Annotated in this window: 20 protein-coding genes and 1 tRNA gene; 10 read left to right on the top strand and 11 right to left on the bottom strand. The window is 41.7% G+C overall.

Translation table 11 applies throughout. The features are described 5' to 3' along the window. Positions 1 to 41 precede the first annotated feature (41 nt). Together DXX93_RS10660 and DXX93_RS10655 are read left to right on the top strand one after the other, a co-directional pair. Positions 42 to 1,493 (top strand): glyceraldehyde-3-phosphate dehydrogenase, encoded by a 1,452-nt coding sequence (locus tag DXX93_RS10660; protein WP_116008088.1) that lies wholly within the window; start codon positions 42 to 44, stop codon positions 1,491 to 1,493. Positions 1,494 to 1,714: 221 nt separating this feature from the next. After that, on the top strand, positions 1,715 to 1,915 hold the full coding sequence (locus DXX93_RS10655; RefSeq protein ID WP_116008087.1) for a hypothetical protein: 201 nt from the start codon (positions 1,715 to 1,717) through the stop codon (positions 1,913 to 1,915). A 21-nt stretch (positions 1,916 to 1,936) separates the two neighbouring features. Here the strand turns inward: DXX93_RS10655 and DXX93_RS10650 are convergent, their stop codons facing one another. The 6 genes from DXX93_RS10650 to DXX93_RS10625 form a co-directional block, all read right to left on the bottom strand. After that, positions 1,937 to 2,263, bottom strand: coding sequence for a TusE/DsrC/DsvC family sulfur relay protein (locus DXX93_RS10650; protein WP_116008086.1), 327 nt, complete (start codon positions 2,261 to 2,263; stop codon positions 1,937 to 1,939). 1 nt (position 2,264) lies between these two features. Continuing rightward, positions 2,265 to 2,558, bottom strand: a complete 294-nt coding sequence (gene tusB / locus DXX93_RS10645; RefSeq protein ID WP_116008085.1) for a sulfurtransferase complex subunit TusB — start codon at positions 2,556 to 2,558, stop codon at positions 2,265 to 2,267. A 17-nt stretch (positions 2,559 to 2,575) separates the two neighbouring features. Continuing rightward, positions 2,576 to 2,950: a sulfurtransferase complex subunit TusC gene (gene tusC, locus DXX93_RS10640; RefSeq protein WP_116008084.1), complete on the bottom strand. Its 375-nt coding sequence runs from the start codon at positions 2,948 to 2,950 to the stop codon at positions 2,576 to 2,578. Continuing rightward, the gene (tusD, locus tag DXX93_RS10635; RefSeq protein ID WP_116008083.1) at positions 2,947 to 3,312 is read right to left on the bottom strand and encodes a sulfurtransferase complex subunit TusD; all 366 of its coding nucleotides are present in this window, start codon (positions 3,310 to 3,312) and stop codon (positions 2,947 to 2,949) included. Before tusD ends, tusC begins: the two co-directional genes overlap by 4 nt. An 83-nt stretch (positions 3,313 to 3,395) precedes the next feature. Further along, the gene (locus DXX93_RS10630; protein WP_116008082.1) at positions 3,396 to 4,064 is read right to left on the bottom strand and encodes a Bax inhibitor-1/YccA family protein; all 669 of its coding nucleotides are present in this window, start codon (positions 4,062 to 4,064) and stop codon (positions 3,396 to 3,398) included. Positions 4,065 to 4,175: 111 nt separating this feature from the next. Then, positions 4,176 to 4,769, bottom strand: coding sequence for a DNA-3-methyladenine glycosylase I (locus DXX93_RS10625; RefSeq protein ID WP_116008081.1), 594 nt, complete (start codon positions 4,767 to 4,769; stop codon positions 4,176 to 4,178). Between the two features lie 140 nt (positions 4,770 to 4,909). On the opposite strand from DXX93_RS10625, the gene DXX93_RS10620 reads away from it, so the two are divergent. Then, positions 4,910 to 5,000: transfer RNA gene (locus DXX93_RS10620), tRNA-Ser, on the top strand. A 212-nt stretch (positions 5,001 to 5,212) separates the two neighbouring features. Here DXX93_RS10620 and DXX93_RS10615 read toward each other — a convergent pair. After that, positions 5,213 to 5,764 carry a TetR/AcrR family transcriptional regulator gene (locus DXX93_RS10615; RefSeq protein ID WP_116008080.1) on the bottom strand — a complete coding sequence of 184 codons (552 nt, stop codon included), beginning with the start codon at positions 5,762 to 5,764 and terminating at the stop codon, positions 5,213 to 5,215. A 106-nt stretch (positions 5,765 to 5,870) separates the two neighbouring features. Between DXX93_RS10615 and DXX93_RS10610 the strand changes: the two genes are divergently transcribed. The 5 genes from DXX93_RS10610 (at position 5,871) to DXX93_RS20795 (ending at position 10,455) form a co-directional block, all read left to right on the top strand. After that, positions 5,871 to 6,359: an HPP family protein gene (locus DXX93_RS10610; protein ID WP_116008079.1), complete on the top strand. Its 489-nt coding sequence runs from the start codon at positions 5,871 to 5,873 to the stop codon at positions 6,357 to 6,359. Positions 6,360 to 6,396: 37 nt separating this feature from the next. Then, positions 6,397 to 7,845, top strand: coding sequence for a dihydrolipoyl dehydrogenase (locus tag DXX93_RS10605; RefSeq protein ID WP_374188929.1), 1,449 nt, complete (start codon positions 6,397 to 6,399; stop codon positions 7,843 to 7,845). Positions 7,846 to 8,028: 183 nt separating this feature from the next. Continuing rightward, positions 8,029 to 8,169 (top strand): hypothetical protein, encoded by a 141-nt coding sequence (locus tag DXX93_RS20800; protein WP_181902200.1) that lies wholly within the window; start codon positions 8,029 to 8,031, stop codon positions 8,167 to 8,169. Next, positions 8,159 to 10,210 (top strand): FAD-binding oxidoreductase, encoded by a 2,052-nt coding sequence (locus DXX93_RS10600; protein ID WP_258872649.1) that lies wholly within the window; start codon positions 8,159 to 8,161, stop codon positions 10,208 to 10,210. Before DXX93_RS20800 ends, DXX93_RS10600 begins: the two co-directional genes overlap by 11 nt. Before the next feature lie 107 nt (positions 10,211 to 10,317). Further along, on the top strand, positions 10,318 to 10,455 hold the full coding sequence (locus DXX93_RS20795) for a hypothetical protein (protein ID WP_181902199.1): 138 nt from the start codon (positions 10,318 to 10,320) through the stop codon (positions 10,453 to 10,455). Positions 10,456 to 10,701: 246 nt separating this feature from the next. On the opposite strand, the gene DXX93_RS10595 is transcribed toward DXX93_RS20795, so the two are convergent. From DXX93_RS10595 to DXX93_RS10585, 3 genes are all read right to left on the bottom strand, one after another. Further along, a complete protein-coding gene (locus DXX93_RS10595) occupies positions 10,702 to 11,343 on the bottom strand; it encodes a DJ-1/PfpI family protein (RefSeq protein ID WP_116008078.1) in 642 nt (213 codons plus the stop codon). Positions 11,344 to 11,828: 485 nt separating this feature from the next. Then, on the bottom strand, positions 11,829 to 12,449 hold the full coding sequence (locus DXX93_RS10590; RefSeq protein WP_116008077.1) for a glutathione S-transferase family protein: 621 nt from the start codon (positions 12,447 to 12,449) through the stop codon (positions 11,829 to 11,831). Between the two features lie 406 nt (positions 12,450 to 12,855). Next, a complete protein-coding gene (locus DXX93_RS10585; protein WP_116008076.1) occupies positions 12,856 to 13,668 on the bottom strand; it encodes an arylamine N-acetyltransferase family protein in 813 nt (270 codons plus the stop codon). 129 nt (positions 13,669 to 13,797) lie between these two features. Here DXX93_RS10585 and DXX93_RS10580 point away from each other — a divergent pair, with 129 nt between their 5' ends. Continuing rightward, a complete protein-coding gene (locus DXX93_RS10580) occupies positions 13,798 to 14,682 on the top strand; it encodes a LysR family transcriptional regulator (protein WP_116008075.1) in 885 nt (294 codons plus the stop codon). A 306-nt stretch (positions 14,683 to 14,988) separates the two neighbouring features. Here the strand turns inward: DXX93_RS10580 and DXX93_RS10575 are convergent, their stop codons facing one another. After that, a complete protein-coding gene (locus tag DXX93_RS10575) occupies positions 14,989 to 15,999 on the bottom strand; it encodes an IS110 family transposase (RefSeq protein ID WP_116009918.1) in 1,011 nt (336 codons plus the stop codon). 551 nt (positions 16,000 to 16,550) lie between these two features. On the opposite strand from DXX93_RS10575, the gene DXX93_RS10570 reads away from it, so the two are divergent. Continuing rightward, the gene (locus tag DXX93_RS10570; RefSeq protein ID WP_116008074.1) at positions 16,551 to 17,729 is read left to right on the top strand and encodes a tetratricopeptide repeat protein; all 1,179 of its coding nucleotides are present in this window, start codon (positions 16,551 to 16,553) and stop codon (positions 17,727 to 17,729) included.

Below are 17,729 nucleotides of genomic sequence, written 5' to 3'. Positions count from 1 at the left end.
AATAGTTAAACATCACCCTACGGAAATATAAGGTTTAAGTAATGACTTCTCATCTTGAGGAACAATATCAAGCTAGCTGGCAAGAACGCCAAACATTCGCCGAAAACATGTTACCGATGATCAGCCAACTCTTTCGCAATAAAGGGATTGAAGTTGCTGTTTATGGTCGTCCATTAGTTAATGCCTCGGCTATCGATATCGTTAAAGCTCATAAATCAGTAGCTTTGCACGAAGAAAGTAAGTTGCGCTTACGTGAGAGTTTCCCATTTTTAGAAGCATTAACCAAGATGTCTTTATCGCCTGCGCGTATTGATATTGGTAAATTAGCTTATCACTACCTGTTTTTAGGTGGTGCTAACGGTTTAACTATCGAGCAATACTTAGAAAAAGAATTAGCTGATATTTTGTCTGGCAACAGTCAAGAGCCAGCTCCGCAAGATGTTGTGCTTTACGGTTTTGGCCGTATCGGTCGTTTATTGGCTCGCTTACTAATAGAGAAAACCGGTCCTTCGTCAAAAATGCGCTTACGCGCCATCGTTATTCGCCCAGGTAAAGAGGGTGATCTTGCCAAGCGTGCCAGCTTACTTCGTCGCGATTCCGTACACGGTTCATTTAACGGCAGTATTACGATTGATGAAGAAAACAATGTGATCAAGGCTAATGGTGCATTTATTCAAGTTATTTACGCTAAATCACCAGCTGATATCGACTACACAGCATACGGTATCAATAACGCATTAGTTGTTGATAACACAGGTATTTGGTCAGACGAAGAAGGTTTAGGCCAGCACTTACAATCAAAAGGCGTAGCCAAAGTATTGTTAACTGCGCCAGCAAAAGGTGATATCAAAAACATCGTGTACGGTGTTAACCACGACATGATTTTAGCTGAAGATAAGATTGTTTCGGCAGCGAGCTGTACAACGAATGCCATCACGCCAGTGTTAAAAGCGGTAAATGATAAGTTTGGTATCAAAAATGGTCATGTAGAAACTGTTCACTCTTACACGAATGACCAAAACTTAATTGATAACTACCACAAGTCACCACGCCGTGGTCGCAGTGCACCATTAAACATGGTTATTACTTCAACGGGTGCAGCAAAGGCTGTTGCTAAGGCATTGCCAGAATTAAAAGGTTTATTAACAGGTAATGCTATTCGCGTACCAACACCAAACGTTTCAATGGCAATTATGAACCTAAACCTGAAAGAAGCGACAACTACTGAAGGATTAAATGATTACCTACGCGATATTTCACTGAATTCTGACTTACAAAACCAAGTAGATTACACAGCATCAACTGAAATCGTATCAACCGATCTTGTGGGTTCACGCTACGCTGGTGTTGTTGACTCACAAGCAACAATTGTTGATGAAGATCGCGCTGTGCTTTACGTATGGTACGACAACGAATTTGGTTACAGCTGCCAAGTAGTGAGAGTGATGCAAGAAATGGCGGGCATTATTGTACCGACATTACCGGTTGCATAGCTCGACAACAGTGTTGTTAAAGCAGCATTAAATAAAAAAAGCGCTTAGGCGCTTTTTTTAGGTCTGATATCTCGCACGAACACCGGATAGATTATGTTGGCAATTGATAAATTGGCATTAAAGTTTGCTAGCGCTTAGCCGATACAACAATTAGGAAATACGTCTTTTCTGATAAAAACTAGTTCAAACTGGCATTTGTGTCATACAACAAGAGGTAAGTTATGGCTTTAACTGTAGGTTCATCAACACCCGTTAATGTTGACGGTGGTAACGCGTTAGAAGTTATTGGCGCACGTAGAGAAAATACTCAAACAGAAGTAGAAGGGCAAATTGCGGTTGACTTGATTGAATCAAGTTTAGCTGGCGGGCAGGTTAGCCCACCAACGGCAACTTCGGGCAATAACGTTAATATTAAAGTTTAACGTTTAAGTAGCTCTTAATGATTAAATACAGCGCGCGGGTTTAGGTAAACCCGCGTATTTTGTCGCTTGTTTGGCTGGTCCTTCTGGAAACAAACGATATAAATAGCGACTATTTGCTTTCTCCTCTCCAAACTCTTCCTTCATTGCCTTGGTTAACGCTCTAATGGCAGGCGATGTGTTAAATTTCAGGTAAAACGCGCGCACAAAGCGAATAACTTCCCAGTGTGCTTGGGTTAATTCAATGTTGTCCTGTGCTGCGAGTGCTGGCGCGAGTGCTTCGCTCCATTGCAGGTGATCTTTCAAATAACCGTGTTGGTCTAGTTCAATAGTTTGATTATTAAATTGCATATTATTGCCAAGTAATCACTTGTGTTGATTGGTCAGTTAAGGCAACTAAATTTGCCATGGTAATTTTTTCAATGTTAACAGGCGCTGTAATCCCTCGCGCTTGAATGTGATGTTCGATCACGTAAACTTGAATGCCAATATTATTTACCAGCAGTTGTTGAATGCCGGGGTGTGACACATTGTATACACCATCGTCTATGAACACGACTAGGTCGTCGGCATTGAGTAAAGACAAGGCAGTTAAGATGTTAGCATCGCTATAAGCAGAGTTTCGGATTAGGTGAATACTAGCCATAAGTTATTTTTTTCGTATTAAAAAGTTAAAACAAATTTGTGTTTGCTCAGTTGTGCTTTAAAAACTGCATTGCTCACTAACTGTGCGTCATCAATGAAGTTGTCAGGTTGCAAACCTCGCGCTTTCGCGGAGTCTTCACAAATATATAGGTTTTCAATATCGTAAAAAGAGAGGGCGGGAAACGTTTTACAGTAGTCTTTAATACTCAAACGCGCGCCGTCGCAGTGGTTAATAAGCTGAAAAACACCGTCTCCTATAAAAAATAACGACACAGGCTGTTCGTAACTACCAAAAATTAACGCTAAATCTAACGCGTCTTTACCATGGCTTGTCGCAAATGGTGCTTGTGTATTGATCACTGCCAGTAAATCAGTAGTGCCCGATGCGCTCATAGTTGAATGACCTTATCTGCATTGGTTGATAGCTCAACCATCTCGCCTAAACCTGAAACAGTAAATGCACTGTGAATATTCATTGTTTGTTGATCATCGGTTAGTCCGCGTTTTTCGCCTGCGGTGATACACAAATGAAGTGGCACTTGATGATCTTCGTTGAGTTTGACAAAAGCTGAGATGGCTTGTAATTCATCGCTGGGCATAGCGGTTAATTTGCTGGCGTTAAGCACACCGTCGCGGTAGAAAAAAATACCATTAATTGTGTGACCGGCCGCTAATGTAGCCTGAGCAAACTCTAATGCGGTGGCGGTATTATTTTGATGGGGCGGGGTAGTAACCACTAAAGTGTAAACTGACACGAGCTTTCCATTGAATAAATTTTAAGTGACAAAAAGCCCCGCACTTGGCGGGGCTTTTATTATATCTCAATATCCAGTGAGAATTAATCGTCAGAGTTAAATGCACCTAATAATTGCAGTAAGCTAACGAATAAGTTGTAGATGTTTAGGTATAAAGACACTGTTGCACGAATGTAGTTGCGCTCACCACCGTGAATAATGCGGCTTGTGTCGAATAAAATTAAACCAGACATAATCATCACAATTGCTGCGTTTAATGCTAGCGATACCGCTGGAATAGCGAAAAAGATGTTCGCGATACCTGCGATAATTACAACAATTAAACCAACCATTAAGAAACCACCCATAAATGAGAAGTCTTTTTTACTGGTTAATGCATAGCCTGAAAGCGCAAAGAATATTAACGCCGTGCCGCCTAATGCTTGCATGATTAATGAAGGACCACCTGGCATGGCTGCGTACATGTTAAGCAATGGACCAAGTGAAGCGCCCATTAAACCTGTAAATGCAAAAATCCAGAAGATACCACTGGCTTTGTCCGCTTGCTTGTTGACAACAAATAGTAAACCAAATGCAACAAACGTCATGACTAATGCAGCCATATGCGATAAATTCATGGCCATTGAAACACCAGCCGTTACCGCACTGAACGCTAAGGTCATGCCTAATAGCATGTAGGTATTGCGTAATACCTTGTTAATTTCAATCGCACTACTTTGACTTGCAGTACCTAGATTCATATTTGTTTGCATAAACTTTCCTCTATGAACTTATTTCTAATTATGTAGATTTGGGCTAGTTGAAAAAGTTCAAGCCCAAATGGTCAATGCTTGACATATTATGGCACGTGGATTTTTAAATTACTACGCTATTTCTTGTTGAAAGAGATCAATTATTTGTTTCCTTAGGTAACAGTCTACCGAATGATCGTTTACCATGCCACAGGCTTGCATATGAGCGTAAATAATTGTTGAGCCAACAAATTTAAAACCGCGCTTCTTCATATCTTTACTCATCTTGTCTGATATTTCGGTCGTCGCAGGGTAATCACTCAGCGCTGAAAATGCATTAACTATCGTTTTGTGATTAACAAATGCCCATTGATAACGTGCAAAGGAGCCAAATTCTTTTTGTATTTCAATAAAACGTTGCGCGTTATTAATTGCCGCTTCAATCTTTTTGCGATTGCGAATAATACTGGCGTCTAGCATTAACCGTTCAACATCAGCTTGGGTAAACTGACTCACCGCCGTTACATCAAAGTGAGCGAAGGCATTTCGATAACCCGCGCGGCGTTTTAATATGGTGTACCAGCTCAAGCCTGCCTGAGCCGATTCCAATATTAAAAATTCAAACAAGGTTTTATCATCATGAACGGGGACGCCCCATTCTTCATCATGGTATTTTACATAGTCAGGCTTAGAGTCATCTAGCCATGGACAGCGACACTTAGTCATTAAATTTTAACCTTTTTGTTCTAAAAATATGTGGTTTGCCTAAAATAAAGACAAACAAATTTATTTTTAACATTAACGCTTTACAAGCGAATATCAACTCTTTAATATTCGCCTCGTTCCCAAGCAAAGGGAACAAATCTGGTGAGATGGCTGAGTGGTCGAAAGCACCGGTCTTGAAAACCGGCAGGGGTTTGTAGCCCCTCTAGGGTTCAAATCCCTATCTCACCGCCATATTGATATGAAAATGGGCACTCTATTCGAGTGCCCATTTTTGTTTCTGGACTCGTTTGCAAGCAGCCGTATATTACCTCCTGTAACAGGGCTGCTAATCCCTCAATGAAACTCCAGTCAAGAGCGCAGCCTAGATAGCGTGTATCCTACTATATGGCTTGATTCGGCTCACTACAAAGTCAAAAATCAAGGTTTGCTTCATTTAATCTTTATTATTTACTAATAAATTTTCTTACCGTTGCATACGCTTTTTCCGCGGCTTGCTTGTCTTGACATACGTAAGCTAAGACGATTGCTCCTTCTTTTAACGTGCATAGGAATTCTAAATACGTTTCGTCAGGTTCAACTAAATGTCTAGCAATAATCGCTTTGATCCTTTGTTTATGCTCTTTACAGCGAATGGATATTGGGCAGCTGGCGTCACTATACTCAGCTGATGTGTTAATAAAAAAACACCCTCTAAATTTATCTAGGCTACCCACTTCATCATTAAACCATTGAGACAGGCCGTTAAATATTCGTTCCGCTAATTCGTCGTTGGATGCAGAGCCAACTAATAAACCTTCAAACCAAGCACAATACCTTTCATCTCTCATACTCAATGCCGCAATCACTAACTCATCTTTACTTGGAAAATGGTGGTAAAGCGTCTTTTTCGCAATTCCTGATGTTTTGAGAATTTCATTAATTCCAACAGCTTGCACACCATAATGATAAAAAAGCTGCAATGCTGTTTCTAATAAGTGCTGTCTTTTTTCGTTCATTTTTTCACCTTTTTTGATGAGATGATGTTGACACAGGTAGACCGAGTTGTCTACATTATAAAACAAAGGTAGACAGATTGGTCTACCTAATAAGAAGAGATTTAGCATGGAAAAGATACTTACAGCTATGCTCGGTGGTATGGCAGCGACACTGGGGATTGCACTATTATCGCTTGGTCAATCAATGACTAGTGATTGGCAACTATTAATGGCGCCGTTTGGGGCTACAGCTGTATTGTTGTTTGCTGCACCTTTGAGTCCTTTTTCAAAGCCTCTAAATGTTATTGGTGGGCACGTGTTAACTGCGACTATTGGTTTATTGTTCGCAGAATACATTGGTTTTGGTGCTTGGGCTGTTGCCGTTGCGACTGGGTTGGCCATTACTATGATGGTGCTCAGTAACACTCTACACCCGCCAGCAGGCGCCAATCCCATTTTAATTATTCAGAGCCAACAGGGCTGGTGGTTCTTGATGGAGCCCGTCTTATTAGGGGCTATCGGACTTGTGGTCAGTGCCAAGGTTTTCGAAAAAGTGAAAGTTTATTTCTATCAGCAGAAGAACCTAAATACATCGGGTAGACATAAGGCTAGTTAGCCAACGATAGGCTTTTTAGTGATTGGAGCAAATGAGAATGAATGATGAAATGAAACGGGTAGACATCGCAATTATCGGGACTGGTACCGCCGGCATGGGCGCTTACCGTGAAGCGCTCAAGTTTACTGATAATATTGCTTTAATTGAAGGTGGGGAGTATGGCACAACCTGCGCTCGTGTTGGCTGCATGCCTTCAAAGTTGCTTATTGCTCCGGCAGAAGCGCGTCACCATACCAAAGTATTTCAGCAATTTGGCTTAGATGTAGGGGTCCCCAAAGTAATGGGCTCTGTGGTGATGGAGCGGGTAAAGAGTGAACGAGACCGCTTTGTAAACTTCGTCAAGGCCGACATCAATGAATTTGCGTCTGAGCATCGCATTAAAGCATATGCGAGTTTTGTAGATGACCACACCTTGGCGCTATCAAATGGCCAATTTTTAAAGGCCGATAGGATAGTGATAGCAACGGGCTCAAAAGCACATATTCCCGAGCTCTTGAAAGAAGCTCAAGATTTGCTTATCACCAATGATGACGTGTTCGACTGGGATGACCTCCCCAAGTCTGTTGCTGTATTTGGCGCGGGCATTATTGGTTTGGAATTAGGGCAAGCACTTCATCGACTTGGTGTTAACGTTCAATTGTTTGGTGCCGGTAACTCGGTAGGTCCCCTGACAGATCCTTTGGTTAAAGATTATGCTATCAACACTTTCAAAGCAGAGTTTCCATTTCATAGTGCTAGCGAAGTGAATTTGATAAAGCGTATTGACGAAGGAGTTGAAGTTACTTTTGCTTCTGCACCTGAAGCCCAAGAACAAGTGCAAGTGTTTGATTATTTGCTCGCTGCTACGGGTAGGCGAGCTAATGTCGGTAACTTGGGATTAGAAAACACAACCTTGATTCGCGACGAGCGGGGTATTCCTCTGTACGAAACGCTTTCTCTGCAATGTGGTAACAGTCATATATTCATCGCTGGCGATGTTAACGGAGACTTGCCATTACTGCATGAAGCTTCAGATGAAGGTCGATTAGCTGGCGAAAATGCAGGTCGCTACCCTGAGGTGTTTAAACGCGCCAGAAAAGTGCCACTTGGTGTCGTTTTCTCCGATCCACAAATCGCCACAGTCGGTAAGTCTTACGCCGAGCTTTTGCAAAGCGGCGACAAGTTTGTTGCAGGCGATGTCAGTTTTGAAAACCAAGGACGTGCAAGAGTGATGCTGGTAAATAAAGGTTTGATGAGGCTATACGGCGATATAGAGTCTGGTTGTTTGCTTGGTGCCGAGATGATAGGGCCGCGCCATGAACATCTCGCGCATTTGCTTGCATGGGTTATTCAAATGCGTATGACGGTAAGCGAGGTGTTACAAATGCCATTCTATCATCCTGTCATTGAAGAGGGCTTGCGGACTGGTTTAAGGGTGTTACAGAAAGAAATGGGTATGGGGCCACAGCCACCACTTAACTGTATTGATTGCGGACCTGGTGCGTAAAACAAGCTGGTTTAGGCGACATAAAAGGTACTTGAAGGTGTTGTGTTGCTTGGGTTGAACGAGACTTAATCACCGGTGATTGGCTTAGTGAAGTTGAAGACAAAACATATGAATTTCAAGCGTTAGAAAATACAGTTATTGACTGTCAAAAAAGACATATCTTACTAACAGAGGAGTGTTGTAATGCAATGGCGTAAACTATTTGATTATATTGAACTAAGTTGGTCCAGTATCTGGGTAAGTGCTGGCTTTGACTTGCACTTTTTACCACCCGAAGTTGTTGAAGTATGTCTAGCCAGTGAGGAACAAGACAGTGGAAATTAATGTCTCAGATTCGCCATTTCACCAAGGCGAGCAGTACATTCAGGAACAACTTGGCGTGCGGGATCGCATGGAAACCTTTGGTCGGCGTGTTATTCGCGATCACTTTCCGCAGCAACACCGAGAGTTTTACCACCAACTTCCTTTTCTGTTTACCGGCCACTCTGATTCGAGTGGGCAGGTGTGGGCGTCAATTTTATGTGGCGAGCCAGGTTTTATATCAACCCCTGATGAATACCACATCCAGATTAATACCAAGCCATTGCCAGGCGACCCGTTAGCAGAATCACTATCGACTGGCCTGAAAGTCGGTTTTTTGGGGATAGAACTAGCAACTCGCCGTCGAAACAGGTTCTCAGCAACCCTCAACCAAAAGAGTAAAGCAGGCTTTGAATTAACCATAGATCAAACATTTGGCAATTGTCCCCAATATATTCAGTCGAGAAGTATAAAAGTAAGAGCAGTGCAGCCTACTATTGCTATTGAAAGGTTCACTTATTTTGATGAGGCTACAATGGCGCTCATTGCACAAGCCGATACGTTTTTTGTTGCTAGTCATAGCGGTGAAGCGGTCGCTGGGCAAGCTTCTGGTGCCGATGTGTCTCACCGAGGTGGAAAGCCAGGTTTTGTTCGCATTGACGACAAGAAAACTCTGACTATTCCTGATTATTTAGGGAATAACCATTTTAATACGCTCGGCAATTTTCAGGTTAACTCCGCTGCTGGTCTTTTGTTTATCGACTTTGAACGCGGTGATGTTATTTCGTTAACTGGACATGCTGAGATCCTTTGGCAGGAATCAGATATTGAACACTTTCAAGGGGCAGAGCGTGCATGGCAGTTTAAGGTAACGCGTTTAGTTCGAATGAAAGGGGTTTTACCATTCGTTTTTGACTTTGATAATTATGCATCAACAACTGAAATTACTGGTACTTGGCTGGCGGCTGAAGCGCAAAAACAATCGCACAAAAACTTGCATACTTGGCAGGATTATCGCCTTGTTAAGGTTGAACAAGAAAGCCGAAATGTGAAAGCCTTTTATTTGAGCCCCGTTAGTGGTGTCAAGCCAACATTCGAGGCAGGACAATTCCTGACGTTAAAAACTGATGTCGACGGTCAACCCCAGATTCGCACCTATACGTTGGCGTGCTCTCCTCATGATGAGCATTATCGCATTGCAATTAAACGAGAAACTAACGGTGTATTTTCAAATTATATGCACTATGAGTTGGCGGTCGGGGACATTATTGAATGCAAGGCGCCCAGAGGCGGCTTTGTTATCGACCCTTTAGAACAGCGGCCTGCAATATTACTGGCGGGCGGTATTGGTATCACCCCAATTTTATCGATGGCTAGGCATTGTATTCTGGACACAACACGCACTAGGCACTTACGTGAGTTATACGTGTTTTGTTCAGCAAGAACGCCGCAGGAGCGTTCATTTTACGATGAGTTAAATCAATTAGCTGATCGTTCAAAAGGTTTGATGAAGGTTTATTGGGTGTTAAGTGATCCACAAGATGCGCAACCAGGGCTTGATTATCAAGTTCAGGGTCGGTTAAACGCAGAGGTGCTTAAAGCGGCTTTAAGACTAGACAACTACCAAGTGTTCATTTGCGGCCCTCAAACATATATGCAATCTATGTACGACATGTGTTTAGCACTCGGTATTAATGACAATAATATTTTTGCAGAAGCGTTTGGGTCAGGTGCTATTGCTCGACAAACAGAACAAAGTAATCAGCCTGCTGTTATCGACGCTGAGCAAGCGTTAGTAACGTTCGAAAAGTCGCAAGTGGAGCAGGAATGGACGCCTGATCAAGGAAGCTTACTAGAGTTTGCTGAACAGCATGGTTTGGCTCCTGATTTTGGTTGTAGAAACGGTTCTTGTGGCAGTTGTGTGGTGAAGAAAAAAGCGGGAAGTGTTAACTATAGCCAGCAACCACAATGCGACTTCGATAATGAAAATGAGGTTGTTCTTTGCTGTGCGCGGCCTGCTGCTAGTAATGATAGCGGGCTTGTTGAGGTTACGATTGATTGTTAACTTCAACGATGAATCCGCTACAGAAACGGCTGCTGGACCTTTAGCTTGTTTACGTTAGGATAAAGCGGGCTTAGATAAAACTAGTGTGCATACTGGCCAAGGGGGTTATGAAAACACCTTCACCTAGCCTGATTATGGTATATCTAGAAGTTAAAGATGGTCAGATTACTGGCTTGTTATCTGGCGGCTTTGTCTCTTCTTCAATTCCTACATTGTTAATTTCTCACCTTTACCATCGAGGCTAGCTTTTATCGCAATATGAGACTGCATCGGAAACTGGATGTCCCTATAGGACGAGAGATTAGGTGGGCAAAAGGCATAAAATGCAACTGAAATGTGCTCAATTCGCTCGGAGGCTTTGCCCACGAGTCAGTGAATATCAAAGGCTTTTGCTTCACGCAAATTGGGTACTGTGAATAATAAATCAACGGAAAGTTTTATTTACCTAAAACTTCTCATCTAATATTTAATATTGCTTAATCTTGTGTTTGTCACTGAACTTGCGGTAGATACCAATCTTTATCTGGGGTAGGGATACGCATCATTTGTCGTGTCGCATTAACGGTATTTGCATCGGCTAACTGACCAAGTAAGGCTAATGCTACCTCGACGGCAGTGCCCGGCCCTGTAGATGTAATGACATTGGCACTTTCAACAACAGGTTTATCAATAAATTTTACCCCCATACCTTCAAGTTTGGCTTTGTGTTTACCGGTTTGGGAGTGATAAATGGTTGCCTTTCTTCCGACAAATTCGCCACTCTTGGCAATATAGGTTGAGGCAACACAAACAGCAGCTACTGGCTTACGTTGTGCGATAAAGTGTTTCACTACCGCAATAAATCCTTTAGATAGGGCGTTCTCAAAAAAGCCGGCCCATTCCATTCCACCTGGAATAGCAAGCGCGTCAAAGCTATCTAAATTTAATTGCGCTATGGTCGAATCTGTTGTGACATTAAAGCCGCCAAATGCGGTGTTAACCGTGCCTGTCGTTGATGAAGTTGTTAACTTGATATCAACGTGATCTAGAAAACTTGCCCAAGCTAGTACATCGGTAAAACATGAGGTTTCCATTAGTTCAAAGCCTTCGGCTAATAACATTAACACATTCTTTTTGATGGGTTTGTGTGCCATGACTCTTTCCTTATAACCAGTTAAAACAGTATTTCACAGTGTTGATATTTTAGTCACTTGATTTCTGCGAGGCGGCTGTTTCCAGTACCTAAGTGAAGAAAATAAAATATAAAAATATGACGAATTATCAATTTCTTAGTATGAATTTTGTGTCCGTTTAGTGTCATAAAAAGGTAGATATCGATACCATGCGACATCTACCGGTTTCTTTTTCGCCACCGCGACTGGTCAATCTTGATTAATCAATGATTGGAGGTGCCGTGAGTACGAAGCCAGCGACACCTCAAGCCGTTGTTCTAAGCCAAGGAGTTTGAATGACATAGACAATTGCGTGTGCAACCTGTCGTCAATAGACCCAGCGTAAAAATGTTACAAGTGCCTGAACTAAGGCGAGTAGTAAGAGAAAACCACCCGCCATAGCAAGCACAAATAACTCGGTAGACACCTTCCTTCCTCATATAGAAAAGCAGTTAGCAAGCAATGTATTATGCAGCTAAACCAACTTTAGTTGCTTTGAATGGAATGAAGCCATGTAAGGCTTCAATGTTTTTTAGTAGGCGACGGACATTTGGGTACGGCTCTAATGAAATATCGCCTTCAGGGGCATGTGCAACATAGCTATAGATGGCAACATCCGCGATAGAAGGCTTGTTACCCACAAGAAAGTCTTTACCTGTAAGCGATGTTTCTAATTTGGTTAACGCTTGTGCAGCAATTGTATGGGTAAATTCACGATCTAGATCCGCGTTGAATACATTAATGAGACGCGCTGCCGCTGGCCCAAAAGCAATTTCGCCCGCTGCAAGTGAAAGGTACTTTTGCACTTCAGCCTCATTTACTGGATCTTCAGGTAGAAAGGTCGGTGCATATTTTCGTGCGAGATATACCAATATGGCATTGGAATCTGCTATCGCAGTAGTGCCATCAACAATCGCAGGCACTTGGCCGGCAGGGTTGATTGATAGGTAAGGTTGCTTTTTATGCTCGCCATTTGCTAGATCCAAATTGATAATTTCATAAGCAATTCCGGCTAGACTGGCAAATAAGATCACTCGGTGGGAGTGACCAGATAGAGGGAAGCTGTAAATTTTAAGTGCGTTTGACATGGTAAGTCCTCGTATATTTAGTTAATCAAAAGTGAATTGATGCTAGCGAGGTAAATAGTAGATTAACCATATAAAAATGATAATGCGCTTTATTATGGAATGACTATGAACAAAATGTTTATAGTCGGTTACTTACATGAGAAGGCTAACTGGTGTTTTTAACTGAGGTGGAGAGTTTTGTCGCCTTGTAGGTACTTACATCGACATATCAATGTAAGCAAAAAGGTTAATTTTCCAAGTTTTAATTTGGAAATATTTAACCGTTATTATTCATGAATGTGAATTTTTGTTATCCCGTAACGACCAAAAATCAAACAGGATGTCGTTCATGAGTGCTAAGTTGTAGAATCCATTTTATAAGCGGTTAGCTAAGTCTTTGTTTTTCATAAGCTCATGATGACTTGAGCTAGCCCCGGTTTATCGAAAACAATATAGAGAGCTCGTTATCTGAGAAATCTAACTCCATATTGAATGTGTTTTTTAGGGTTGAAAGCCATTTCTCGGGTGTTGAAACGTCTGAGCTTTCTACGGTATTAATGCCAATGCGTTTAGTCAATTTATTGTCAAATAATCCCATCCGTCCATCTTCGGTAAATATGCCGATAAATCGATGCTGGTAAAAGTGAGAAGACTCACTCTTTGACATGAAAAAATTGGCAATCTGAATGTCATCATGGCTAATTTCTATATCTTCGAAACTGTATTGATTTTCCCATTGACTTGCTACTTTTCGCTGCACCATGTATTGGTTAGGGGCAGTGTTGATGATTCTCACGATTCCGTCACCATCTTCTATTTCTTGGCTGGAATTTATATCTAGTGGCACTCTAGGTGCTAGTGCGCCAAAGCCAACATCGGTAAGATAGGTTTTCTCTTCTAACGTTAGTAAGTGAGCTAGGTGATTTCGAGGGGGCATTTGCTTTGGGTTACGCAACCAAACTCTCCCCATCACGGGTTTAGGCTTGAAGCCCAGCGAACTAAGGAGTGATGCGTAGAGTAAGTTCAACTCAAAACAATAGCCACCTCTTTTTCGTTCAACAATTTTGTTAAATAAATACTCTGGCGACAAAAGGATGTCTCTACCTACCACTACGTCTAGGTTCTCAAAAGGAATTTTCTTCATATGCTGCTCTTGTAGCGCTTTGAGTCCCGCATACGTTTTGTCTACTTCACTTAGCTCAAGTCTTTTAAAGTATTGTTGTCTTTGGATGTTATTCATTTTATCTATTCGGCTGTCACAATTGGGGTGTAAAAGTCTAATCAAGCTAGGATTAGGTTAGCTATATTAAAGTGATAATATAGTGTTATATAGAGTGACTGTGAACATATTATTCATAAGGAGCACATTATGGATACCTTGACCGGAATGGAAACCTTTATTGCTGTTGCTAAGCAAAAGTCCTTTACCGGAGGCGCTAAAATGCTAGGGATAAGTACCAAGCTAGCAAGTAAATATGTGGCACAGTTGGAGTCTAAGTTAGGGGCGCAATTGCTTAACCGAACAACCAGAAGTGTTACGGTGACTGAGCTAGGTCGTGTTTATTTTGATCGCTGTGTCGCCATTCTCGATCAATACAATGAGTTAGAAGGGGTCATTCAATCAAAGCAGCAGGAGTTAGCTGGCCCAATCAGGATTGCTGCGCCAACCTCCTTTGGTAGTAATGAGCTCGTTAAAGCCCTAGATTTATTTAAAAAAAATCATCCACGAGTGTCTATTGATTTACAACTGTCTGATAAGCGCGTGTCACTGGTAGAGGATGGGTTTGATTTAGCGATTCGTTTTGGTGAACTCGAGGACTCGACCCTGGTTGCTCGAAAGTTACTCAATATGAGTGTTGTGGTGATTTCTTCTCCAGAATACCTTAGCCGCATGGGCGTACCAAAGCACCCAGATGCGCTTTCTACACATGACTGCCTTATTTTCAGCTCGTCGGTTGACCCTATGCATTGGAAGTTTAAACAGGGAAGAACAATATTTGCGGTGCCAATAACAGGCTCGTTCAGATCAAACTCACCAGAAGCGATTGTCAATATGGTACTTAGTGGCGTTGGAATTGGTCGAGTACCTAGTTATTTGGTGAAAGATTATATTGAGCGCGGAGACGTTAATATACTATTTGAAGACTTGCAAACCGACGATTTCGCACTAAATGCCATTTACCCTCCAAACAGGCATTTAACTTCTCGTATTCGATCGATCATTGATCATTTAGTCGATTATTTTAAAGATTAGCCCTACGGCTAACGCTAGTAATAAATTGCTTCTCTCAATTTACAGTTATTGAAGCCTATTTAACCTCATATATGGTCTCCTCCCATATTGCAAGGTGAGTTTTTGATAACAGGGACAGGTTTGCTGTCATATATTCGGCCTGTTTATGAGCAACCTTTTTATGCTCTGGCCTAGATGTAAATCGCGCATAGTGTCCTTATCAGCTCTTCGGGGTTTATCGTCCGTTGGGGTTATCAGGTTTTCACTATGCCGGTTTGACCTGTTATGTCATCTCGCCACTTACCTTCGCAATTCGCTGAAGAGTATTTATATCGCTTGGTAACTCTCACCTGAAACGGTAATAGCCCAAGCTATTCTTGCCATTTTGTTTGCGTAGGCAACGCACGCTTTATTGTGCCCTCGTGTGACAACAATTCTGTTTATCCACAAACTAAGCTTGTCTGTCTTATGCTTCGCTCTAAAGACAACCGCTTTTGCTCCTTGGATAAGCAAACATCGTAAATAGCGATTTCCTCGCTTACTTATCCCAAGCAGTCGTTCTTTACCACCTGTACTGTGCTGGCGAGGCACTAACCCTATTGAGGCTGATACCTCTCGACCTCGTTTATAAGCGCTACCATGACCTATTTCATTAAAAATACTTGTAGCCACTAATGGACCAACGCCTGGAATAGTCTGTAATCGCAAACAAGTTTCATGGTGATTAGCTTGCTGTGTTATCCGCTGGTTATGCTGCGCTATACTATCATCTAGTAACGAGAGTTGATTATATAATAGGCTAAGTACTTGTTTGAATGTTTGACTAAGCGCTGAGGTATCATCCTGTAAATGAACCACCTCTTTGCGTAAATTGTTAATCCCTTTGCTGACGCTAATACCATATTCAAGTAACAACCCTCTAATTTGATTACACAAAGCAGTACGTTGCCTGATGGCTAATTCTCTCACCGCATGTACTATTTGATTGTCTTGCTGCTCAACTGATTTCACCGGAACTGCTTTTATGTGTGCTTGCCCAGAGGTAACAACAATTGCATGAGCATCGTTGTAATCATTTTTATTGCCCGTTAAAAAAGCTTTCACATGCTGGGGTGGTAATAATTTTACTTGATGCCCCAGTGCCATTATTTCTCTGCCCCAATAATTTGATGTTGCACAGGCTTCCATTGCAACTAAACACCTTGGGATATTTGATAAATAATCCATTAGTTGACTGCGTCTGAGCATTTTCTTTCGGATGATTTTATTCTTGCTGTTACAGCACACCACATGAAATAGTTTTTTTGCTATATCAATACCAATTGTTGTAATCTGCATTTGGTCTTCTCCCGTTTTGATTGCATGTTGATACTTCAATCATGGCACGTAGATGCCGAATAAGGAGAAGACCATCACATCAGCTCTGGATAACTAATGTGTTGCTCGTAACATTTCTTCTTAAACGCACCAGTTTTTATCTTCATTTTTAGCATATTAATTAGATCAAAAACGCACGAGTAGCCTTTTGAAATTTGTAACGAGTTATTAATTTAATGAGGGGACAAAGGCAAATTACTAAATTTACATTATGCTTATATGAAGTAAGGTGTAATACCACTTGAAATAACTACTTAATCATTCAGCGAGAATTAAAAGGCTTAGAGGCAAGGCATTGATTGCAGAGAATGGTTATTCCCTTGTCAAAATCAATAACGCAGCATATGAGCCTTTTAAACTCGCCCTTTGGGAGCGTGTCAGCGTCGCGATAATTACGCCAAATTCATTGGATGTAGAATAACTATATCGGCATAAATTTGGCTTATTCTCCCACCGCTGACAACGCTCTGAATTGATCAATTAATTAATTCAATTGGTATAAGAGGTGATTTATGCATAAGGTAGCCTTATTGCTGTTACCATTTGTTTTTAGTCTTGTTGGTTGTAATGCAACAACACCAGTTACGTCAGCAGGCGTCGCTTCAGTTAATCCCGAATTACTGATTGTGGATGACGCTTTTCCCAATGCTAAAAACCTTGGCGTTGAAAGCCAAGATGAAATTTTTGCGTTAAGTGATGAAATGCGAAGTGTCGTGCGCAGTAGTTTTATGTCTGAGCGCTCTAAGCACAATAAAGCCATGAAGCTTATTCGTCATATTTTTAGCGATAATAATGCAGGGCTTGCCTACCAAAGTAATGCCAATCTAACCGCTAGTCAGGCGTATCACAGTAAGACCGCTAACTGTATGTCGTTAACCATTATGGCGTATGCCATGGCGAAAGCCTCCGGGTTAGACATTGTGTTTCAAGACGTTAAGGTGCCTGAGTACTGGGTTCGCAACGGGGAGTACAATTTACTGACTGGGCATGTCAATTTACTTGTGCCAGGGGTGAGAAGTAATGATCCCAATGTTAATGTTGTGTGGGGTGGCTCAGATATAGAAATAGATTTTGATCCTTTTGTTAAAAAGAAAAAATTTCCCAAGAAAAAGGTCGGGATAAACACAGTGACTGCAATGTTTTACAACAACAAAGGCGCTGATGCATTGGTCAAAAGTGATTATGACACCGCTTATCGCTACTTTAGTGAAGCGGTAAAAATCGCCCCTAATTTCTCATCCGGCTGGGCGAATTTAGGTATTTTATATCGCTTTACAGGGCAAAATGAGCTCGCTGAAGCGACTTATCGCCATGCAATCAGCATTGATGGCAAAAGTCTTAACACATTAACTAATCTCTCTATTTTACTGGCGATGGAAGGGCGCTTTGATGAAGCAAGACGCATTGACAGTGCCATTCTAAAACAACGAATTAGAAACCCTTATTACCACGCCTTGTTAGCTGATGAGGATTTTTACGAAGGCAACTTTGAAAGTGCCATTCGTCATTATCAACGAGCGATCAAAATAGATGGCAGTATTCACGAGTTTCACTATGGCTTGGCGAAAATTTTTAATGCATTAGGTAGAAAGGAATCGGCGAAAATCGCCATGAAAAGAGCAATCCGCTCTAACAAATCTCCTGACATAGAGCGCCAATACCTTGCCAAGCTGAGTATTATAAACCAATAG

Origin of the sequence: Thalassotalea euphylliae (assembly GCF_003390335.1) — a bacterium.
In the GTDB taxonomy this organism is placed as follows: domain Bacteria; phylum Pseudomonadota; class Gammaproteobacteria; order Enterobacterales; family Alteromonadaceae; genus Thalassotalea_F; species Thalassotalea_F euphylliae_B.
The sequence above is the reverse complement of the archived record's forward strand: the minus strand, read 5'-3'. Positions and strand labels throughout refer to the sequence as shown.

Excerpts from the sequence above, each read along its gene's own strand:
- DXX93_RS10660 (WP_116008088.1), top strand. The coding sequence starts at position 42 with ATGACTTCTCATCTTGAGGAACAATATCAAGCTAGCTGGCAAGAACGC.
- DXX93_RS10655 (WP_116008087.1), top strand. The coding sequence starts at position 1,715 with ATGGCTTTAACTGTAGGTTCATCAACACCCGTTAATGTTGACGGTGGT.
- DXX93_RS10650 (WP_116008086.1), bottom strand. The coding sequence starts at position 2,263 with ATGCAATTTAATAATCAAACTATTGAACTAGACCAACACGGTTATTTG.
- tusB (WP_116008085.1), bottom strand. The coding sequence starts at position 2,558 with ATGGCTAGTATTCACCTAATCCGAAACTCTGCTTATAGCGATGCTAAC.
- tusC (WP_116008084.1), bottom strand. The coding sequence starts at position 2,950 with ATGAGCGCATCGGGCACTACTGATTTACTGGCAGTGATCAATACACAA.
- DXX93_RS10630 (WP_116008082.1), bottom strand. The coding sequence starts at position 4,064 with ATGCAAACAAATATGAATCTAGGTACTGCAAGTCAAAGTAGTGCGATT.
- DXX93_RS10625 (WP_116008081.1), bottom strand. The coding sequence starts at position 4,769 with ATGACTAAGTGTCGCTGTCCATGGCTAGATGACTCTAAGCCTGACTAT.
- DXX93_RS10615 (WP_116008080.1), bottom strand. The coding sequence starts at position 5,764 with ATGAACGAAAAAAGACAGCACTTATTAGAAACAGCATTGCAGCTTTTT.
- DXX93_RS10610 (WP_116008079.1), top strand. The coding sequence starts at position 5,871 with ATGGAAAAGATACTTACAGCTATGCTCGGTGGTATGGCAGCGACACTG.
- DXX93_RS10605 (WP_374188929.1), top strand. The coding sequence starts at position 6,397 with ATGAATGATGAAATGAAACGGGTAGACATCGCAATTATCGGGACTGGT.
- DXX93_RS20800 (WP_181902200.1), top strand. The coding sequence starts at position 8,029 with ATGCAATGGCGTAAACTATTTGATTATATTGAACTAAGTTGGTCCAGT.
- DXX93_RS20795 (WP_181902199.1), top strand. The coding sequence starts at position 10,318 with ATGAAAACACCTTCACCTAGCCTGATTATGGTATATCTAGAAGTTAAA.
- DXX93_RS10595 (WP_116008078.1), bottom strand. The coding sequence starts at position 11,343 with ATGGCACACAAACCCATCAAAAAGAATGTGTTAATGTTATTAGCCGAA.
- DXX93_RS10590 (WP_116008077.1), bottom strand. The coding sequence starts at position 12,449 with ATGTCAAACGCACTTAAAATTTACAGCTTCCCTCTATCTGGTCACTCC.
- DXX93_RS10585 (WP_116008076.1), bottom strand. The coding sequence starts at position 13,668 with ATGAATAACATCCAAAGACAACAATACTTTAAAAGACTTGAGCTAAGT.
- DXX93_RS10580 (WP_116008075.1), top strand. The coding sequence starts at position 13,798 with ATGGATACCTTGACCGGAATGGAAACCTTTATTGCTGTTGCTAAGCAA.
- DXX93_RS10575 (WP_116009918.1), bottom strand. The coding sequence starts at position 15,999 with ATGCAGATTACAACAATTGGTATTGATATAGCAAAAAAACTATTTCAT.
- DXX93_RS10570 (WP_116008074.1), top strand. The coding sequence starts at position 16,551 with ATGCATAAGGTAGCCTTATTGCTGTTACCATTTGTTTTTAGTCTTGTT.